Below are 19,235 nucleotides of genomic sequence, written 5' to 3'. Positions count from 1 at the left end.
ACCTAACATCACCCCGATGAATACCCGCTTTCCCTACACGAAGCCGGGCGGCAGCCGTGACGGTGGCCCGCGTCGCGACGGCCAACGCAGCGGCGGCCCGCGTCGCAGCAACTCCGCGTCGTAAGTACGCATGGGCGGCCACCGGCCGCCCCACGGAAGGCAGACCCGCGGATAGCCGCCCTGCCCATCCAGCCAACCGGCGCATCTGCGCCGGTTTTTTTTCGCCCCGCCCCACATTTCACGATGCGGAAAATTTTTTTGTGTCGTAAAAAATCATGCTGCGCGGCACAACCCGGGCGATTGCGGGATGGGAAAAAGCATTTCTTATCCCGAAATAGCAATTTCAAGATATTGATTTAAAACAATTAAAAATTTACCCCACCCCGCAGAAAGCCCTCTGTCCCGCTCCGGTCGATTTGCCTAGACTCTTATACAAGACCTCACGAACCGGAATCCACCGCTCCCGGCTTCGAGAACAGCCTCACCACCATCAGATTCAATCCGTCAGGCATCGCACCGCATCAAGGAGCTCATCATGTCGCGTCAGCAACAGGCACAGGAACTGCAACAGCAATGGGAAACCGATCCGCGCTGGAAAGGCATCGAGCGCAGCTACTCGGCTGAGGACGTGGTCCGCCTGCGTGGTTCGATCCCGATCGAGCACACGCTCGCCAAGCGCGGCGCGGAAAAGCTGTGGAGCCTCGTCAACAACGAGCCGTTCGTCAACGCACTCGGCGCACTGACCGGCAACCAGGCGATGCAGCAGGTGAAGGCCGGCCTGAAGGCCATCTACCTGTCGGGCTGGCAAGTGGCCGGCGACGCGAACGTCGCGGGCGAAATGTACCCGGACCAGTCGCTGTACCCGGCAAACTCGGTGCCGCTCGTCGTGAAGCGCATCAACAACACGCTGACGCGCGCCGACCAGATCCAGTGGTCGGAGGGCAAGAACCCGGGCGACGAAGGCTACGTCGATTTCTTCGCGCCGATCGTCGCTGACGCGGAAGCCGGTTTCGGCGGCGTGCTGAACGCGTTCGAACTGATGAAGGCGATGATCGAAGCCGGCGCATCGGGCGTCCACTTCGAGGATCAGCTCGCTTCGGTGAAGAAGTGCGGCCACATGGGCGGCAAGGTGCTCGTGCCGACGCGCGAGGCCGTCGCCAAGCTGTCGGCCGCGCGTCTCGCGGCCGACGTGATGGGCACGTCGACCCTGCTGGTCGCCCGCACCGACGCGGAAGCGGCCGACCTGATCACGTCCGACGTCGACGACAACGACAAGCCGTTCCTGACGGGCGAGCGCACGGTGGAAGGTTTCTTCCGCACGAAGCCGGGCATCGAGCAGGCGATCTCGCGCGGTCTCGCGTACGCGCCGTACGCCGATCTGGTCTGGTGCGAAACGGGCAAGCCGGATCTCGAGTACGCGAAGAAGTTCGCGGAAGCGATCCACAAGCAGTTCCCGGGCAAGCTGCTGTCGTACAACTGCTCGCCGTCGTTCAACTGGAAGAAGAACCTCGACGACGCGACGATCGCGAAGTTCCAGAAGGAACTCGGCGCGATGGGCTACAAGTTCCAGTTCATCACGCTGGCCGGCTTCCATGCGCTGAACTACTCGATGTTCAACCTCGCGCACGGCTATGCCCGCACGCAGATGAGCGCGTTCGTCGAGCTGCAGCAGGCCGAGTTCGCGGCAGCGGACAAGGGCTTCACGGCCGTCAAGCACCAGCGCGAAGTCGGCACCGGCTACTTCGACGCGGTGACGCAGACGGTCGAGCGCGAAGCGTCGACCACCGCACTGCACGGCTCGACCGAAGACGAGCAGTTCTTCGACGGCAAGAAGGTCGCGTAAGCCGAGCAGCACGACGCGCCACGCGTCATGCCGATACCCGCCCCGTCTCGCGACGGCGCGGCATCGGCCACCGGACAACAATCAGGGAGGAGACGGCAGGCGCGCGATACCGATCGCGCGACCGGCCGCGCGGCCTGCGGGCCGCCAGCAACGACGCGCGCCGGCTCCGTCCGGCGCGCCCTTTTTCCAGGGCGCCGCCCTACCGATACACGATCACCGGAATTTTCGTATGGGTCAGCACGCGCTGCGTCTCGCTGCCGATCAGCAAGCTGCCGAGCCCGCGGCGTCCGTGGGACGCCATGAAGATCACGTCGCAGCCGCCGCGTTCGGCCGCCTCGATGATGCCGAGATACGGCGACGGATGTACGCTCGTCCAGGTGTCGCAATCGACGCCGGCCGCCTTCGCGGCCGATTCGACCTCGTCGAGGTGCGCGCGCGCCTCGCGCTCGCTACGCGCCCGAAAATCGGCAGGCGGCTCGATGATCACTTCGGAAAACGGCGAGTACGGATACTGCGGCAGACACGCGTAGGCCGTGACCCGCGCACCGACCGCGCGCGCCAGGTCGATCGCGCCGTCGATCGCCTTCTGCGACAGGTCGGAACCGTCGGTTGGAACGAGGATGTGCCGGAACATCGCGCCCTCCTTCGTCAATCGCACGCCTCACGTCGCGATCCCATCCGAGCCGGCCGCGACGCGTCGGACATGCCTCCTACGAGTGTAGTGCGCGAAATCGCCCAACCGGCGCCGGCAGCGGGTTCGCCCTCATATCGGAAACGCGCGGGCATGCGCGGCCTACTCGCCCCAATATCCGGGCTGTTCGTAGGTGTGCTTCAGGTAATCGAGAAACAACCGCACGCGCAGCGGCAGATGCCGGCGTTGCGGAAACACCGCGTGGATACCGATCGGCGGGGCGGCGAACGCGTCGAGCACGCTGACGAGCCGGCCGGCCGCGATGTCGTCGCCGACCTCCCACCACGAGCGCCACGCGAGCCCGTGGCCGTCGAGGCACCACTCGTGCAGCACTGCGCCGTCCGAGCACTCCATCGTGCCGTTCACGCGGATCGACACGACCTTGTCGTCGTCCTGGAACGCCCAGCCGCGTTGCTGGTTCGCGTTTGCCGCGAGCGCAAGGCAGTTGTGCCGCGCCAGCTCGGCGAGCGTGGCCGGCGTGCCGCGCCGTGCCAGATACGCGGGAGACGCGACGCACACGCGGCGATTTTCGCCGAGCTTCAGCGACACGAGCGACGAATCGGGCAGCTCGCCGAGCCGCACCGCGCAATCGAACCCCTCATTGACGAGGTCGACCATCCGGTCGGACAGGTCGAGCGTGACCGACACGTCCGGATGGCCGACGCTGAATTCGGGCACGAGCGGTGCAACGTGCCGCCGGCCGAAACCGGCCGGCGCGGAAATGCGCAGGTGGCCGCTCGCCTTGACGCCGCCGGCGGACACGCTCGCCTCCGCGTTCTGCATGTCGTTGATGACGCGCTGGCAATCCTCGAGGAACGCCGAGCCCTCGAACGTCAGCGTGAGCTTGCGCGTCGTGCGCACCAGCAGCTTGACGCCGAGCCGCTCCTCGAGCGCGTCGAGACGGCGACCGATGATCGCCGGTGCGACGCCTTCCGCGTGCGCGGCCGCCGACAGGCTGCCCTTCGCGGCGACCGCGGCGAACGTTTCGATCTGCTTGAACCGGTCCATGACTCGCAGGGGCGGCGCTACCGCCCTTCAAATAGCTTAAACCGCTCAAGATTAGGTAGATGAAAGTAAAAGATCAAGTGATGTTTAGCGTCTTTTTTAGCACATACGATCACGAATAGAATTCACCTGACCTCTGAAACTGGAGCGCAAGGCTATGTCGGCCACAACGACACTCTCCTCTCCCGACGCAATCCTCTTCGACGCATTCGGCACGTTGTTCGACGTGCGTGCGGTCCTAGCCGCGGCGGAACAGATGTTTCCCGGTCACGGGGAACGGTTGTCGCAGCTGTGGCGACGCAAGCAAATCGAATACTCGCAGTTGCGCACGCTCGCCGATCCGGCCGGCGCGCGCTATCGCCCGTTCCGGGACATCACGCTCGATGCGCTGCGGTTCGCCGCGCGCCGGCTCGGGCTCGCGCTGAACAGCGCGGCCGAGAAGCGGCTGATGGACGAATACGCATGCCTGTCCACCTATCCCGATACGGTGCCCGCGCTGCGCAAGCTGCGCGCGCTCGACCCGCGCCCGCCGCTCGGCATCCTGTCGAACGGCACACCGCAGATGCTGGACATCGCGATCAAGAGCGCCGGCATGTCCGGGCTGTTCGATCGCGTGCTGTCGGCCGACACCGTCCGCGCGTACAAGCCGAGCCCGGCCGCCTATGCGCTCGGCACCGACGCGTTCGGACCGAACCGGCGCGGCATCGTGTTCGTGTCGTCGAACGCGTGGGACGTCGCCGGCGCCGTCTGGTTCGGCTATACGACGTTCTGGCTCAACCGCACGGGCGCGCCCGCCGAGGAACTCGGCGCGCCACCCGACGGCACCGGCACCGGCATGGCCGACCTGCTCGCATTCCTCGCCACCCCGGCTCCGTCCGGCAGACCCGCAAACCGCACGCGCCCCAGCCCGGGTGCATGACGTTCGCAGCGCTGCCGCCTTCCCCCTTCACCGAAACCGCAACTGACCGACCAAGGAGATGAGACTCATGAGCACCCCGATCACGCTGCCGCAAGGCATGACGATCACCGGCGAAATCAAGCCGGGTTACGAAGCAATCCTGACGCCTGAAGCGCTCGAACTCGTCGCAGCGCTGCACCGCACGTTCGAGCCGCGCCGCCAGGCGCTGCTGCAGGCGCGCGTCGAGCGCACGAAACGGCTCGACGCGGGCGAGCGCCCCGACTTCCTGGCCGAGACGAAGGCCATCCGCGAAGGCGACTGGAAGGTCGCGCCGCTGCCGGCCGACCTGCAATGCCGCCGTGTCGAGATCACGGGCCCCGTCGAGCGCAAGATGATCATCAACGCGCTGAACTCGGGCGCGGATTCGTACATGACGGACTTCGAGGATTCGAACGCGCCGAGCTGGACGAACCAGATCGACGGCCAGATCAACCTGAAGGACGCGGTGCGCCGCACGATCTCGCTCGAGCAGAACGGCAAGTCGTACCAGCTGAACGACAAGGTCGCGACGCTGATCGTGCGTCCGCGTGGCTGGCACCTCGACGAGAAGCACGTGACGGTCGACGGCCAGCGCGTGTCCGGCGGCATCTTCGATTTCGCGCTGTTCCTGTTCCACAACGCGAAGGAACTGCTCGCGCGCGGCTCGGGCCCGTACTTCTACCTGCCGAAGATGGAAAGCCATCTCGAAGCACGCCTGTGGAACGACATCTTCGTCGCCGCGCAGGAAGGCGTCGGCGTGCCGCGCGGCACGATCCGCGCGACCGTGCTGATCGAGACGATCCTCGCCGCGTTCGAGATGGACGAGATCCTGTACGAACTGCGCGAACACAGCTCGGGCCTGAACGCCGGCCGCTGGGACTACATCTTCTCGGCCATCAAGAAGTTCAAGAACGACCGCGACTTCTGCCTCGCCGAGCGTTCGAAGATCACGATGACGGTGCCGTTCATGCGTGCATACGCGCTGCTGCTGCTGAAGACCTGCCACAAGCGCAACGCGCCGGCGATCGGCGGGATGAGCGCGCTGATCCCGATCAAGAACGATCCGGAAGCGAACGACAAGGCCATGGGCGGCGTGCGCTCGGACAAGCAGCGCGACGCGACCGACGGCTACGACGGCGGCTGGGTCGCGCACCCGGGACTCGTGCCGATCGCGATGGAAGAGTTCGTCAAGGTGCTCGGCGACAAGCCGAACCAGATCGCGAAGCAGCGCGACGACGTGCAGGTCGAAGGCAAGAACCTGCTCGACTTCCAGCCCGAAGCGCCGATCACCGAAGCCGGCCTGCGCAACAACATCAACGTCGGCATCCACTACCTCGGCGCATGGCTCGACGGCAACGGCTGCGTGCCGATCCACAACCTGATGGAAGATGCGGCCACGGCCGAAATCTCCCGCTCGCAGGTGTGGCAATGGATCCGCTCGCCGAAGGGTGTGCTCGACGACGGCCGCAAGGTCACCGCCGAACTCGTGCGTGAATTCTCGAAGGCCGAGCTGGACAACGTGAAGCGCTCGGTCGGCGGCAACACGCAGCCGTACGAGCGCGCCGCGGCGATCTTCGAGCAGATGTCGACGTCGGAAGGCTTCACCGAATTCCTGACGCTGCCGCTGTACGAGGAAATCTGACGTAGCCACCCGCCTCGATCGGTGCCCGCCCTGTGTCGGCGCCGGTCGCAGACGATGGCGGCATCAAAAAAGCGCCCCGAGGGGCGCTTTTTCATTTGCGGCAGGATCAGATACCGCGGCTGCCCACGCAACCGGTCAGATGGCTTCCCGCTCGCGCCGGTGCTGAACCCAGTCGCCCGATGCAATGCGCGAATGCCCGGCTATCGCATGCGCGGCGACCGGATAGTAAAGACAGGCGTACTGCCGGCCGCCGAGTTCGACGGTCACGTCTTCCGGCTTGAACAGCGAGTCGACGCCCGGATACACACGCTCGATCTCGTCGAGCACGGGAACGAGCTGGTCGTCGACCTCGTAGACGTCGCCCCACACCAGCGACTTGCCGGCCGATCCGGCAATCATTCCCGGATACGTACCGAAATCGTACAGTTCGCCCGGCAGCGCGGCGGCACCGAGCAGCGTCGGCGCGGCAATCCCGTGCCTGGCGGCCGCGTGGCCGATGTCGTTGGCCTCCCCGTTTCTCAGGGTGCCGTAGACGAATACGTAGCGCATCGTGGTTCTCCTCTTTGATTCGTATGTTGCCGTGCTCGCGGGCGATTCGTGCGAAATCGCCCGCGCATCGATAGACCACGATACCGGCCCGATGGTTCGAACCCGCACGCGCGCCCTGCCCCGCGGCAGTCCCGAAATCGCCGAGCCCCCACACAAAGTTCATTTGAACGCGGCATGATCGGCCGACAAACCGCCGCGTGCGCTTTCGCGGCGCCTTCTACAATAACGGCATCGCCGCCGCGCTGCCCGAATCGTTCATGAACCCGCCGTTCCAAGCCGACGTACCGAACCCGTACGTCATCGACATTCCGCCCGAATTCGCGCCGACCGCCGTCCATCCGATGCGCGTGCGTGCCAGGCAGGTCAATACCGGGCACCGGATCCCGCTGCATACGCATGCGTGGGCACAGCTCGCGTACGCATCGCGCGGCGTGCTGCGCGTCGCGACGACCGGCACGACGTGGATGGTGCCGCCGTCCCGCGCGATCTGGGTGCCGCCGCGCGTGACGCACGAGGTCGTGATCGTCGAAGAGGCGTATTTGCGCACGCTGTATATCGACGAGTCGATCGTGCCGGACGGGCTCGACGCGTGCCGCGTCGTCGAAGTGACGGGGCTCCTGCGCGAACTGATCGTCGCACTCGATGCACGCGACCTGAGCACCGCGCGCGAGCGCCTGCTGTGCGGGCTCGTGCTCGACGAGCTGACCCACGCCGAACCGCTACCGCTCGCCGTGCCGATGCCCGACGAAAAAAGGCTGCGCATGCTGTGCGAATCGGTACTCGCGCATCCGGCGCACGCGGAGTCGCTCGAACATTGGGCCAGCGAGGTCGGCGCGAGCACACGCACGATTTCGCGGCTCTTCAAGCAGGAACTGGGGGTAAGCTTTTCGCAGTGGCGCCAGCAGGCGCTGCTGGCGCGGGCCATTCCGCTGCTGAACCAGGGGCGGCCGCTGTCGCATATCGCACGTGAGCTCGGCTACCAGAGCCAGAGCGCCTTTTCGGCGATGTTCCGGCGTGCCTTCGGCGAAAGCCCGCGCGCCTTCATGCTGCGCGGCTACGAGCACCGCGGCCCGGAAGGCAGCCTCGCGGACGACGAAACCCCGGACGACGACGCGATCGACGCTGTCCGCTGAACGCCCGGTTCCGGATCGTCAGGCCATCAGACCGGCCGCACCATGTGGCGGATCGAGCCAAGTTGTGCAAGCCGCGACCCGGCAACCTGATAGCCCATGCGCAAGTAGAGACGCGCGGCAGGATTGTCGACGAACACGCGCAGTTGCAGTTCGTGCAGCCCGCGCGCGCGCGCCCAGCGGTGCGACATGTCGAGCATGTAGGTGCCGGCGCCCTGCCCGCGATGGCCGGCCGCGATCTGGACGTCGCGGATGTGCAGCGAGTCGCCCTCTTCGGTCACGCGCAGCACGCCGATGCGCTCGCCGTCGGCCTCGAGGATGAAGTTTTCGGATTCGCGCCAGCTTGCGTAGAACAGGTCGCTGCGCCACACGAGCCCATGGCGCTTGTAATAGCCGCCCATGTTGCCGTGCGTCAGCGCTTCGGCAAACGGAAAATCGCCAGCCTCCGCGGGCCGGAGCTGATACAGGAGTCGCAGGTCGGTCGGATCGAGCATCACGCAGGGGTCAAGAACGCATCCCGCCACGATAGCGCAGTCGCGTGCGGATGCAATCGCGGATTTCTCGTAGCGGCTCGACGCCGGATGACCGGCGGTTACGTGCCGCAAGCGGGGCGCAACCGGAAACGCAAATGAAAAAGCCCGCACTAGGCGGGCTTCTTCATTTTTTGGCGGAGCGGACGGGACTCGCCTACATCCTGCAGGCCGCGGTTGCGCGTGCACGCGCAACCCTTCGAGTCCCGCCGGAAGCTGCGCAGGCAGCTTCCTCCACTCCGCAGTCACGCGCCCGCCAGCGGGCGCAACCAGAAACACAAATGAAGAAGCCCGCGCAAGGCGGGCTTCTTCATTTTTTTGGCGGAGCGGACGGGACTCGAACCCGCGACCCCCGGCGTGACAGGCCGGTATTCTAACCGACTGAACTACCGCTCCAGTCTTGCTACTTGCCTGGCAGGCGTCGGTTACTTCCTGCCGGCGCATCGTTTGTTCGAACGACGCCGAAATCTGGCGTCCCCTAGGGGATTCGAACCCCTGTACTCACCGTGAAAGGGTGATGTCCTAGGCCTCTAGACGAAGGGGACAACGTACTGCTTACATCCTTAATGCAAAAGCCCGTTCAAAAATCGTTCTTTGAACGGGCTTCGTTCTGGCGGAGCGGACGGGACTCGAACCCGCGACCCCCGGCGTGACAGGCCGGTATTCTAACCAACTGAACTACCGCTCCAGCTTTCTTACTCCCACCTGCAGGACACCGTCACGTTCCTGCATGTGTTGCGACACTTCTACGAAACGCCGCTGAATCTGGCGTCCCCTAGGGGATTCGAACCCCTGTACTCACCGTGAAAGGGTGATGTCCTAGGCCTCTAGACGAAGGGGACAACGTACTGCTTACATCCTTAATACAAAAGCCCGCTCAAAAACGTCTTGAACGGGCTTCGTTCTGGCGGAGCGGACGGGACTCGAACCCGCGACCCCCGGCGTGACAGGCCGGTATTCTAACCGACTGAACTACCGCTCCAGCTTTCTTACCCTCACCCGCAGGACGTCGGTTACGTTCCCGCAAGCGTTGCGACATTTCTACGAAACGCCGCTGAATCTGGCGTCCCCTAGGGGATTCGAACCCCTGTACTCACCGTGAAAGGGTGATGTCCTAGGCCTCTAGACGAAGGGGACAAAATCTTTTCAGATCTGTCTGGCTTTCGCTATTCACTTTTCAATCAACAGCGAAGGCCGAAATTCTAACTGCTTTGAATCATTTTGTGAAGCATTTATTACTACTGCTGCTTCGCAAATCAACTCAGCTTGTTCTGATGGTGGAGGTAAGCGGGATCGAACCGCTGACCTCTTGCATGCCATGCAAGCGCTCTCCCAGCTGAGCTATACCCCCTTGCAGAACAGAAATGAGATTATATGGAGCTACTTTGAACTTGTAAATACCCTTTTTGCGATTCGAGCGAAATTTTTTGCGAAGCTGCCGCAATGTCACGCACAGGCAGCTTCGCTCGCCCTCGAACCTCAGGCCAGCGCGGCCTCGATACGCGACACCACGACATCGCGACCGAACAGCACGAGCACCGCATCGATCGACGGCGTGTGCGTCGTACCCGCCACCAGCAGGCGCACCGGCATCGCGAGTTGCGGCATCTTCAGCTTGTGCGTGCCGAGCGTCGCCTTCAGCGCGGCGGACACGGCCTCCTTGGTCCAGTCGGCCGCCTTCAGCGCAGCGACGAGATCGGCCAGCGCCGGACGCACCACATCGGTCACGTGCTGCGCAAGCGCATCGGCTTCCGGTGCCGGCACACGGTAGAACATCGTGGCGCCTTCCGCGATCTCCTTGACCGTCGTCGCGCGATCCTTCATCAGCCCGACCACCGCTTCGAGCGCAGGGCCCGTCGCGATCGCGGCATCGTCGATGCCGAGGGCGGACAGGAACGGCTTCGCCAGCTCGGCAAGGCGCGCGTTGTCCGCTTCCTTGATGTAATGCGCGTTCAGCCAGCTCAGCTTGCTGTGGTCGTACTGCGCGGGCGACTTGCCGAGATGCTCGAGATCGAACCATTCGACGAACTGCTCGCGCGAGAAGATCTCGGCGTCGCCGTGCGACCAGCCGAGGCGCGCGAGATAGTTGACGACGGCTTCGGGCAGGAAGCCCGCGTCGCGGTACGCCATCACGCTCATCGCGCCATGACGCTTGCTCATCTTCTCGCCCTGCTCGTTCAGCACGGTCGGCAGGTGCGCGTAGACGGGCGGCTCGCCGCCAAGCGCATTCAGGATGTTGATCTGGCGCGGCGTGTTGTTCACGTGGTCGTCGCCACGGATCACGTGCGTGATGCCCATGTCCATGTCGTCCACCACCACGCAGAAGTTGTAGATCGGCGTGCCGTCCGGGCGCGCGATCACGAGGTCGTCGAGCTCTTCGTTCGAGATCTCGACACGCCCCTTCACGGCGTCGTCCCACACGACCGTGCCGGTCAGCGGATTGCGGAAGCGCAGCACCGGCTTCACGCCGGCCGGCGGCTCCGGCAGCACCTTGCCGGGCTCCGGACGCCACGTGCCGTCATAGCGCGGCTTCAGGCCGGCCTCGCGCTGGCGTTCGCGCAGCGCGTCGAGTTCCTCGGCCGACATGTAGCACGGGTACGCGAGGCCCTTTTCGAGCATCTCCGCGAGCACCTCGCGATAGCGGTCCATCCGCTGCATCTGGTAGATCGGGCCTTCGTCGAAATCCAGGCCGAGCCACTGCATCCCTTCAAGGATGGCATCGACCGCTTCCTGCGACGAGCGCTCGACGTCGGTATCCTCGATGCGCAGCACGAACGTGCCTTTCATCTTGCGGGCGAACGCCCACGGATAGAGTGCGGAGCGGATGTTGCCGAGGTGGATGAAGCCGGTGGGACTCGGCGCGAAGCGGGTACGGACAGGACGGGTCATAAACGGTAACTCGAACGCCTGGGGCGCATGAATGATTCGACGCGGGATCGACGGCGGCAGCCCGGACAGCAACGGGGCCGGCGACGCCCGGAACGGGAAAGAAGCCGGAATTATACTCGCGCCGGACATCGCGCCAAGCGCACGGCTTGCTTTATGATGTGCGCGCCGCGGCCGCCAGCCGGCGCGGCGCCGGCCATACGGAACCTGCCGTACGGCCGCTCGGAACCTATCGCCGCCGCGGGCCGTGTAACCCGCCGCCAAGCCGCCGGAGAACCATTCGATGTCGTCCCCTCGCCTGTCGCGCCGCCACTTCACGATCGCCGCCGCGTCCGCCAGCCTCGCCGCCTGCACGTCGTTCGGCGACAAATCCCGCCCGGACAATGCCTCCGGCACCACGCAGCCGCACGAGAAACCCGTGAAGATCGGCATCGCGCTCGGCGGCGGCGCCGCGCGCGGCTTCTCGCACATCGGCGTGCTGAAGGCGCTCGAGGCGCGCGGCATCCCGGTCGAAATCGTCGCAGGCACGAGCGCGGGCTCGGTGGTCGGCGCACTCTATGCATCGGGCATGAGCGCGCTGCAGATCAACAAGATCGCGCTCGACATGGACCAGGCGGCGATCAGCGACTGGGCGCTGCCGTTCCGCTCGCGCGGGCTGCTGCAAGGCGTCGCGCTGCAGAACTTCCTGAACAAGACGCTCAACAACCGGCCGATCGAAAAGATGGCGAAGCCGCTCGGCATCGTCGCGACCGATCTGCAGAACGGCCAGCCGATCCTGTTCCAGCAGGGCAACACGGGGCTCGCGGTACGCGCGTCGTGCAGCGTGCCGTCGGTGTTCGAGCCGGTGAAGATCGGCAACCGCGAGTATGTCGACGGCGGCCTCGTGAGCCCCGTGCCCGCGTCGTACGCGCGCAAGATGGGCGCAAGCTTCGTGATCGCGGTCGACATCTCGGCCCGGCCGGACGGTGCGGCAACCAACAACCCGATCGAGATGCTGCTGCAGACCTTCACGATCATGGGCCAGACGATCAAGACCTACGAGCTCGACAAGTACGCGGACGTCGTGATCCGCCCGAACCTCAACGCGATGGGCGGCAGCGACTTCAACCAGCGCAACGCGGCGATTCTCGCGGGCGAGGAAGCCGTTGCGCGCATCATGCCGGAACTGCAGCGCAAGCTGGCGGCAGCGCGCGGCGTCGCTGCCGCGTAAGCACGCGATGCGCAGGCCGGCGCGCGCCGCCGTCGGCCCGCAAACGGCGGAACACCTGTCGGGTCGCCGTCGTTTGCACCGCCCCAAAACAAAAAACCCTGCCGCCTTTCGGTGACAGGGTTTTTTTCGATCCGGCCGGACTGGCTGTCGAACGTCAGTTGTTGCCGTTCGCCGAATCGTCGCCGATCGTCGCGCGCACGCGCTGACGCAGGTCTTCCGGCTTCATCGGGAACTCCGATTCCAGCCGGCGCGCGCCGGTGAACCGCTTTTCCCAGTAGCCGCTGTCGAGATCGTCGACGCGAATGGTGCTGCCCGTCGACGGCGAGTGCACGAACTTGTTGTCGCCGATGTAGATGCCGACGTGCGAGAACGTGCGGCGCATCGTGTTGAAGAACACGAGGTCGCCCGGCTTGAGGTTGCTCATGCTCACCTTCTCGCCGACGCGGCTCATCTCTTCCGCACGGCGCGGCAGCGACATGCCCAGCGTGTCCTGGAACACGTAGCGCACGAAGCCGCTGCAGTCGAGGCCCGAATCCGGCGAGTTGCCGCCCCAGCGATAGCGCACGCCGATCATGTTCAGCGCGCCGACGACCACGTCGCCTGCCTTGCCGGCCATGCCCGCGAGGAACGACTTCGCGCCGCCGCTCGACGGCTGTGCGCTGGTCTGCTGGAGGGAGGAATTCGACGCGCTCTGCGTCGAATTCGTGACATTCTGGTTAAAACTGCTGACTTCGTCGGCGAACGCGCCGGGAGCTGCTGCAAACAGGGCGCCGATGAACAGCCCGGCGATGGTGCGCGCGCATGCCTGGGTCAGGGATCGATGCTGCATTGGTCGATGGAATTTGCTTAAAAATCAGCTGATTGGCGGAAAATTTCGGTCGATACTAGCCAGCGCGTAATCGTTTGTCAAAACAAATTAATAAATACAATCGAGATGGTCAGACCATTGGCGGCCTATCACGCTTTCCAGACCGCTTTCAACAGCTTTTGTGTGTAAGGATGTGACGGTCTTGTGAAGATGTCGGCCACCTCTCCCGACTCGACGACAGCCCCGTCCTGCATCACCGCGACGCGGTGCGCCATCGCCCCGATCACCTCCAGGTCGTGGCTGATGAATACGTAGCCGAGGTTGTATTTCTGTTGCAAATTCGCGAGCAGTTTCAGCACCTGCTGCTGGATCGATACGTCGAGCGCAGACGTCGGCTCGTCGAGGATCAGGATGCGCGGCTCCAGCACCAGCGCCCGCGCGATCGCGATCCGCTGGCGCTGCCCGCCCGAAAATTCGTGCGGATAGCGGTGCAGCACCGTGCGGTCGAGACCGACTTCGCGCAGCACCGCGAGCGACTTCGCACGCCGCGCGTCGGGCGTCATGTCCGGGCGATGCAGCTCGAGCCCCTCGCCGACGATCCGCTCGATCGTGTGACGCGGTGAAAGCGAACTGAACGGATCCTGAAAGACGACCTGCATGTTCGAGCGCAGCGCCGTCTGTTCGCGGCCGCGATAGGTCGACAGCGCGCGCCCCTGGAATTCGATCGTGCCGCCGGCCGTCTTCTGCAGGCCGAGCAGCGCCATCGCGAGCGTCGACTTTCCCGACCCCGATTCGCCGACGATGCCGAGCGTCTCGCCCTGCCGCACCGACACCGACACGTCCGCGACGGCCGTCACCGGCACCGAGCCGAACCAGCCCGCGATGCCCGGGCGCTTGCGCGCGAACTGGACGCTCACGTGGTGCGCGTCGAGTACGACGGGCGCAATCGGCATCACCGGCGTGACCGCGCGTTGCGGCCGGCTGTTCAACAGCCGCTGCGTGTACGGATGCTCGGGGTCCGCGAAGATCCGCTCGACGGGCCCGCTTTCGACGAGCCGACCGTGCTCCATCACCGCGACGCGGTCCGCGAAGTGCCGCACGAGATTCAAGTCGTGCGTGATCAGCAGGATCGCCATCCCGCGCTTTTCCGCTTCCTCGCGCTGCAGTTCCAGCAGCAGATCGACGATCTGCGCGCGGATCGTCACGTCGAGCGCGGTGGTCGGCTCGTCGGCCAGCAACAGGCGCGGCCGGCAGGCGAGCGCCATCGCGATCATCGCGCGCTGGCGCTGGCCGCCCGACAACTGGTGCGGATAGCTGTCGACGCGCTTCTCCGGCTCCGCGATGCCGGTGCGCGCAAGCAACGCGATCGCGCGCTTGCGCGCCTCGACCGCCGATACGCCATCGTGCAGCACGATCGTCTCGCCGATCTGCACGCCGATCGTATACAGCGGGTTGAGCGCGGTCATCGGCTCCTGGAAGATCATCGCGATGTCCGAGCCGCGCAGCCCGCGCATCTCGCGCTCGCTCTTCGCCACCAGGTCCTGCCCCGCGAAGCGGATCGCACCGCTCACGTCGGCATCGCGCAGCAACCGCAGGATCGACAGCGCGGTCACGCTCTTGCCCGAACCCGACTCGCCGACCAACGCGACACGCTCGCCGCGGCCGATCGCGAGCGTCACGTCGTCCACCGCGACCGTGTCGCCGAAACGCACGTGCAGATGCTCGAGCGCCAGCAGCGGCGCTTGCTGCGTCGATACGACCGGTTCGCTCATCGCTGGCCTCCCGCCGCGCGCACCGAATCGGCGATCCGCGTGTCGAGCGCATTGCGCAGCGCATCGCCCATGAAGGTCAGCAGCAGCAGCGTCGCAACCAGCACGCCGAAGGTCGACAGCGAGATCCACCAGGCGTCGAGGTTGCCCTTGCCCTGCGCGAGCAGCTCGCCGAGGCTCGGGGTCGGCGGCGGCACGCCGAGCCCGAGGAAATCGAGGCTCGTGAGCGCGAGGATCGAGCCGCTCATCCGGAACGGCAGGAACGTGATCACCGGCGTGAGACTGTTCGGCAGCACATGGCGCCAGATGATCTGCCAGTTCGTGAGCCCCATCGCGCGCGCCGCGCGCACGTAGTCCTGCGTACGGTTGCGCAGGAATTCCGCACGCACGTAGTCGGCCAGCCCGATCCAGCCGAACAGCGACAGCAGCACGATCAGCAGCAGGAAGCTCGGCTCGAAGATCGACGCGAAGATGATCAGCAGGTACAGCTCGGGCAGCGAGCTCCAGATCTCGATCAGCCGCTGCCCGACGATGTCGATGCGCCCGCCGAAGAAGCCCTGCACGGCGCCCGCGGCGATCCCGAGCAGCGTGCCGATCACGGTCAGGATCAGCCCGAACTCGACCGACACGCGGAACCCATACACCAGCCGCGCCAGCAGGTCGCGCCCCTGCGCGTCGGTGCCGAGCCAGTTCGCGCGCGACGGCGGCGCGGGGTTCGGCACGTTCGAGAAGTAGTTCAACGTGTCGTAGTAGTAACGGTTCGGCGGGTAGACGACGAAGTTGCCGGGCGCCTCCAGCCGCTTGCGCACATAAGGATCGAGATAATCGGCCGGCGTCGGGAAATCCCCGCCGAAGGTTGTCTCCGGATACGCATGGAACAACGGGAAATAGTACTGGCCGTCGTAACGCACGACGAGCGGCTTGTCGTTCGACCACAGCGGCGCGGCCACGCTCGCGGCGAAGGCCACGAAAAAGATCACGAAGCTCCAGTAGCCGAGACGCTGCTGCCTGAAGCGCTGCCATACGCGGCGCGCGGGCGACGGCGACACGCGGGCGCGCGCCGCATCGATGCGGGATGACACGACGGCCCGGTTCATCGCGCACCTCGCCCGGTGACGCCGGGCATGCAGACGGACGGTTTCATGTCAGCGCTCCAGGGTGTCGAATTGAATGCGCGGATCGACCCACACATAGCAGAGATCGGAGATCAGCTTGGTCGCGAGGCCGATCAGCGTGAACAGGTACAGCGTGCCGAGCACGACCGGATAGTCGCGCCGCACGACCGATTCGTACGACAGCAGCCCGAGGCCGTCGAGCGAGAACAGCGTCTCGATCAGCAGGCTGCCCGTGAAGAACGCGCCGATGAACGCAGCCGGGAAGCCGACGATCAGCGGCAGCATCGCGTTGCGGAAAACGTGCTTCCACAGCACGCTGCGCTCGGAGAGCCCCTTCGCCCGCGCGGTCAGCACGTATTGCCGGCGGATCTGGTCGAGGAACGCATTCTTCGTCAGCATCGTGATGACCGCAAAGCTGCCGACCACCGACGCCGTGATCGGCAGTGCGATATGCCACAGGTAGTCGAGCACCTTGCCGACGAGCGACAACTGCGCGAAGTTGTCCGACGTGAGCCCGCGCAGCGGGAACAGCTGCCAGAACGAGCCGCCACCGAACAGCACGAGCAGCAGCACGCCGAGCACGAAGCCCGGAATCGCATAGCCGACGAGCACGACGAGGCTCGTCGCGACGTCGAACGGCGAGCCGTTGCGCACCGCCTTCGCGATGCCGAGCGGCACCGATATGAGGTACGTGAGGAAGAATGTCCACAGCCCGATGCTGATCGACACGGGCAGCTTCTGCACGACCAGCGACCACACGCTCTGGTGGCGGAAGTAGCTGTCGCCGAGGTCGAACCGTGCGAAGCGCTTGAGCATCAGCCAGTAGCGTTCGAGCGGCGGCTTGTCGAAACCGTACAGCGCCTTGAGCTGCGCGAGCTGCTGCGCGTCGACGCCGGTGTGCGCACGCATCCCGAACGGCACCGCACCCTGCTCCGTCGCACCCTTGCGCAATTCTTGCACGGCCTGTTCGACCGGGCCGCCCGGCACGAACTGGATCACCGCGAACGTGAGGGTCAGCACGCCGATGAGCGTCGGGATCATCAGCAGCAGGCGTTTGAGGATGTAGCTCCACATAGGGCGTCGACTCGCGATCGGTAGGCGGGGTTGGACGGAGGGGCGGCGTGGCTCAGTGATCGGGCTTCGCCCACCAGGTCGACACGACCCAGCCCTCGGCCGAATAGTACAGCGGCAGCGTCTGCGGGTAGGCAAGCGTGCGCTTGTACGCGACCCGGTGCGTCGTGCTGTACCACTGCGGGACCGCGTAGTAGCCGTGCATCAGCACGCGGTCGAGCGCGTGCGTCGCGTCGAGCAGGTCGTCGCGCGTCTGTGCGGTGCCGAGTGCATGCAGCAGCGCGTCGACAGCCGGCGATTTCAGTCCGATGAAGTTGTCGGAGCCCGGCTCGTCGGCGAACTTGCTGGCGTAACGCGAATATTGCTCGGCACCCGGCACCTGCACGCCCGGCAAGCGGATCGTCGTCATGTCGTAGTCGAACGCGTCGAGACGCTTCTGCAGCAGCGCGTAATCGGCCGTGCGAAAACGCGCATCGATGCCGAGCTTCGCCAGGTTGCGCTGGTACGCCGCCACGATTCCTTCCATCGACGCGCCGGAATCGTCGAGGATCTCGAACGTGAACGGCTCGCCCTTCGCGTTGCGCAGCGCGCCGTCGCGATAGGTCCAGCCAGCCTGCGCGAGCAGCGCGCGCGCCTTCAGCAGGTTCGCGCGCAGCGAGCCCGGCGGGTTCGTGTTCGGCTGCGTGACCATCGGGCCGAACACGGCCGGGTCGAGCTGCGCGCGCAGCGGCTCCAGCAGCTTCAGCTCGCCGGGGCCGGGCGTACCGGTCGCCTGCAGGTCGGTGTCGGCGAAGTAGCTGTCCATACGCGTGTAGGCGCTGTAGAACAGCTGCCGGTTCAGCCATTCGAAGTCGAACGCCAGATCGAGCGCCTGGCGCACGCGCACGTCGCGAAACAGCGGCCGGCGCAGGTTCATGAAGAAGCCCTGCATGCCGGCGCCGTTGTGCTGGCGGAATTCGCGCTTGACGAGCTCACCGCTGTCGAAACGCTTGCCGACGTCGCGGCGCGTCCAGTTGCGCGCGATGTACTCGACGAGCACGTCGTATTCGCCGGCCTTGAACGCCTCGAGCCGCGCGACGCCGTCGCCATAGAGCTTGTAGACGATCCGCTCGAAGTTGTTGGTGCCGACCCGCACAGGCAGGTCGGCGCCCCAGTACGCCGGGTTGCGCCGGTAAGTGATCGTCCGGCCGTTGTCGTAATGGTCGATCAGGTACGGACCGCTGCCGATCGGCTGCTCGAACGCGAGCTGGTCGAACGGGATGCGCGAGCCGTCCGCACGCACTCCCCACTTGCGAGAAAACACCGGCACGCCGCCGGCGATCAGCGGCAGTTCGCGGTTCGCGCTGCGGAACTCGAAGCGCACGGTAGCCGGATCGACGACCACGGTCTTCGCGATCTCCGCGAAATATGCGCCGAACTGCGGCGCGGCCTGCTTGCTCTTCAGCGTGTCGAACGAGAACTTGACGTCGTCGGCGGTGACGCGATCGCCGTTCGAGAAGCGTGCGCGCGGATTCAGGTGGAACGTGACCGAACGGCGGTCCGGCGCGATGTCGATGTCGTCGGCGAGCAGCCCGTATGCGGATGCCGGTTCATCCGAACTGCCGGTCGCGAGGCTCTCGAACAGCATGTCGATGCCCGGCGCGGGATTGCCGCGCATCGTGAACGGGTTGAACTTGTCGAACGACGTCAGCCGGTTCGGGTTCGCGAGCACCAGCGTGCCGCCCTTCGGCGCGTCGGGGTTGACGTAGTCGAAATGCTTGAAGCCCGGCGGATACTTCGGCTCGCCGTACTGCGCAATGGCGTAGACCGCGTGCGCAGCGGTCGCGGCCAGCACCGCTTGCGCCACGAACACCGCGGCCGTGCGGCCGGCAGCCCGTACGGCGCGGCGGACGCGCGCACCGCCGGCCCGGGGCGAACCCTTCGTCATAGAGGCCCTGTCGGTCGAATGAGGGTAGTAACGAGGGACGATTCTACCCATTCAAGCCGGCGAGCCAAAAGAAAACCGCCACGCGGGCGGTTTCTTCACGAGTGGATCGGGGGGCGCGCATC

At 65.5% G+C, this 19,235-nt stretch carries 15 protein-coding genes and 7 tRNA genes; 5 read left to right on the top strand and 17 right to left on the bottom strand.

The features are described 5' to 3' along the window. Window positions 1–535 precede the first annotated feature (535 nt). Window positions 536–1,843: an isocitrate lyase gene (gene aceA, locus G3N99_RS09185; RefSeq protein ID WP_206122193.1), complete on the top strand. Its 1,308-nt coding sequence runs from the start codon at window positions 536–538 to the stop codon at window positions 1,841–1,843. A 199-nt stretch (window positions 1,844–2,042) separates the two neighbouring features. On the opposite strand, the gene G3N99_RS09180 is transcribed toward aceA, so the two are convergent. Both G3N99_RS09180 and G3N99_RS09175 read right to left on the bottom strand, forming a co-directional pair. After that, complete coding sequence (locus G3N99_RS09180; protein WP_174944433.1) at window positions 2,043–2,477, bottom strand: universal stress protein; 435 nt, start codon at window positions 2,475–2,477, stop codon at window positions 2,043–2,045. A gap of 159 nt (window positions 2,478–2,636) precedes the next feature. Continuing rightward, on the bottom strand, window positions 2,637–3,542 hold the full coding sequence (locus G3N99_RS09175) for a LysR family transcriptional regulator (RefSeq protein WP_174944430.1): 906 nt from the start codon (window positions 3,540–3,542) through the stop codon (window positions 2,637–2,639). A gap of 154 nt (window positions 3,543–3,696) precedes the next feature. Between G3N99_RS09175 and G3N99_RS09170 the strand changes: the two genes are divergently transcribed. Both G3N99_RS09170 and aceB read left to right on the top strand, forming a co-directional pair. Beyond that, on the top strand, window positions 3,697–4,458 hold the full coding sequence (locus G3N99_RS09170; RefSeq protein ID WP_011352491.1) for a haloacid dehalogenase type II: 762 nt from the start codon (window positions 3,697–3,699) through the stop codon (window positions 4,456–4,458). Window positions 4,459–4,525: 67 nt separating this feature from the next. After that, the gene (aceB, locus tag G3N99_RS09165; protein WP_174953322.1) at window positions 4,526–6,118 is read left to right on the top strand and encodes a malate synthase A; all 1,593 of its coding nucleotides are present in this window, start codon (window positions 4,526–4,528) and stop codon (window positions 6,116–6,118) included. A gap of 135 nt (window positions 6,119–6,253) precedes the next feature. Here the strand turns inward: aceB and G3N99_RS09160 are convergent, their stop codons facing one another. Beyond that, window positions 6,254–6,667: a gamma-glutamylcyclotransferase family protein gene (locus G3N99_RS09160; protein WP_206122192.1), complete on the bottom strand. Its 414-nt coding sequence runs from the start codon at window positions 6,665–6,667 to the stop codon at window positions 6,254–6,256. A 257-nt stretch (window positions 6,668–6,924) separates the two neighbouring features. On the opposite strand from G3N99_RS09160, the gene G3N99_RS09155 reads away from it, so the two are divergent. Then, entirely contained in the window at window positions 6,925–7,800 is an 876-nt protein-coding gene (locus G3N99_RS09155; protein WP_174944404.1) for a helix-turn-helix transcriptional regulator, read from the top strand. Between the two features lie 26 nt (window positions 7,801–7,826). Here G3N99_RS09155 and G3N99_RS09150 read toward each other — a convergent pair whose 3' ends face one another. From G3N99_RS09150 to gltX, 9 genes are all read right to left on the bottom strand, one after another. Continuing rightward, a complete protein-coding gene (locus tag G3N99_RS09150; protein ID WP_027787064.1) occupies window positions 7,827–8,291 on the bottom strand; it encodes a GNAT family N-acetyltransferase in 465 nt (154 codons plus the stop codon). A 355-nt stretch (window positions 8,292–8,646) separates the two neighbouring features. After that, window positions 8,647–8,723 (bottom strand) — tRNA-Asp (locus tag G3N99_RS09145). Between the two features lie 73 nt (window positions 8,724–8,796). Continuing rightward, a tRNA-Glu gene (locus G3N99_RS09140) sits at window positions 8,797–8,872 on the bottom strand. Window positions 8,873–8,938: 66 nt separating this feature from the next. Next, window positions 8,939–9,015, bottom strand: a tRNA-Asp gene (locus tag G3N99_RS09135). 78 nt (window positions 9,016–9,093) lie between these two features. After that, window positions 9,094–9,169: transfer RNA gene (locus G3N99_RS09130), tRNA-Glu, on the bottom strand. Window positions 9,170–9,232: 63 nt separating this feature from the next. Then, window positions 9,233–9,309, bottom strand: a tRNA-Asp gene (locus G3N99_RS09125). A gap of 79 nt (window positions 9,310–9,388) precedes the next feature. Next, window positions 9,389–9,464, bottom strand: a tRNA-Glu gene (locus tag G3N99_RS09120). A gap of 138 nt (window positions 9,465–9,602) precedes the next feature. Further along, window positions 9,603–9,678: transfer RNA gene (locus tag G3N99_RS09115), tRNA-Ala, on the bottom strand. 128 nt (window positions 9,679–9,806) lie between these two features. Beyond that, window positions 9,807–11,216: a glutamate--tRNA ligase gene (gene gltX, locus G3N99_RS09110; protein WP_206122191.1), complete on the bottom strand. Its 1,410-nt coding sequence runs from the start codon at window positions 11,214–11,216 to the stop codon at window positions 9,807–9,809. Window positions 11,217–11,496: 280 nt separating this feature from the next. On the opposite strand from gltX, the gene G3N99_RS09105 reads away from it, so the two are divergent. Then, window positions 11,497–12,423, top strand: a complete 927-nt coding sequence (locus G3N99_RS09105) for a patatin-like phospholipase family protein (RefSeq protein WP_174941933.1) — start codon at window positions 11,497–11,499, stop codon at window positions 12,421–12,423. A gap of 154 nt (window positions 12,424–12,577) precedes the next feature. Here the strand turns inward: G3N99_RS09105 and G3N99_RS09100 are convergent, their stop codons facing one another. The 5 genes from G3N99_RS09100 to G3N99_RS09080 form a co-directional block, all read right to left on the bottom strand. Then, complete coding sequence (locus G3N99_RS09100; RefSeq protein WP_174986925.1) at window positions 12,578–13,252, bottom strand: C40 family peptidase; 675 nt, start codon at window positions 13,250–13,252, stop codon at window positions 12,578–12,580. 128 nt (window positions 13,253–13,380) lie between these two features. Beyond that, window positions 13,381–15,003: a dipeptide ABC transporter ATP-binding protein gene (locus G3N99_RS09095; RefSeq protein ID WP_206122190.1), complete on the bottom strand. Its 1,623-nt coding sequence runs from the start codon at window positions 15,001–15,003 to the stop codon at window positions 13,381–13,383. Next, a complete protein-coding gene (locus G3N99_RS09090; RefSeq protein ID WP_011352500.1) occupies window positions 15,000–16,097 on the bottom strand; it encodes an ABC transporter permease in 1,098 nt (365 codons plus the stop codon). Before G3N99_RS09090 ends, G3N99_RS09095 begins: the two co-directional genes overlap by 4 nt. 48 nt (window positions 16,098–16,145) lie before the next feature. Continuing rightward, the gene (locus tag G3N99_RS09085; protein ID WP_174941930.1) at window positions 16,146–17,189 is read right to left on the bottom strand and encodes an ABC transporter permease subunit; all 1,044 of its coding nucleotides are present in this window, start codon (window positions 17,187–17,189) and stop codon (window positions 16,146–16,148) included. 52 nt (window positions 17,190–17,241) lie between these two features. Then, the gene (locus G3N99_RS09080; protein ID WP_206122189.1) at window positions 17,242–19,113 is read right to left on the bottom strand and encodes an extracellular solute-binding protein; all 1,872 of its coding nucleotides are present in this window, start codon (window positions 19,111–19,113) and stop codon (window positions 17,242–17,244) included. Window positions 19,114–19,235: the final 122 nt, after the last annotated feature.

This window comes from Burkholderia sp. Ac-20392, from assembly GCF_017104585.1.
GTDB lineage: Bacteria > Pseudomonadota > Gammaproteobacteria > Burkholderiales > Burkholderiaceae > Burkholderia > Burkholderia lata.
Note: the sequence above shows the minus strand (reverse complement) of the source record. Positions and strands in the feature narration are given on the sequence as shown.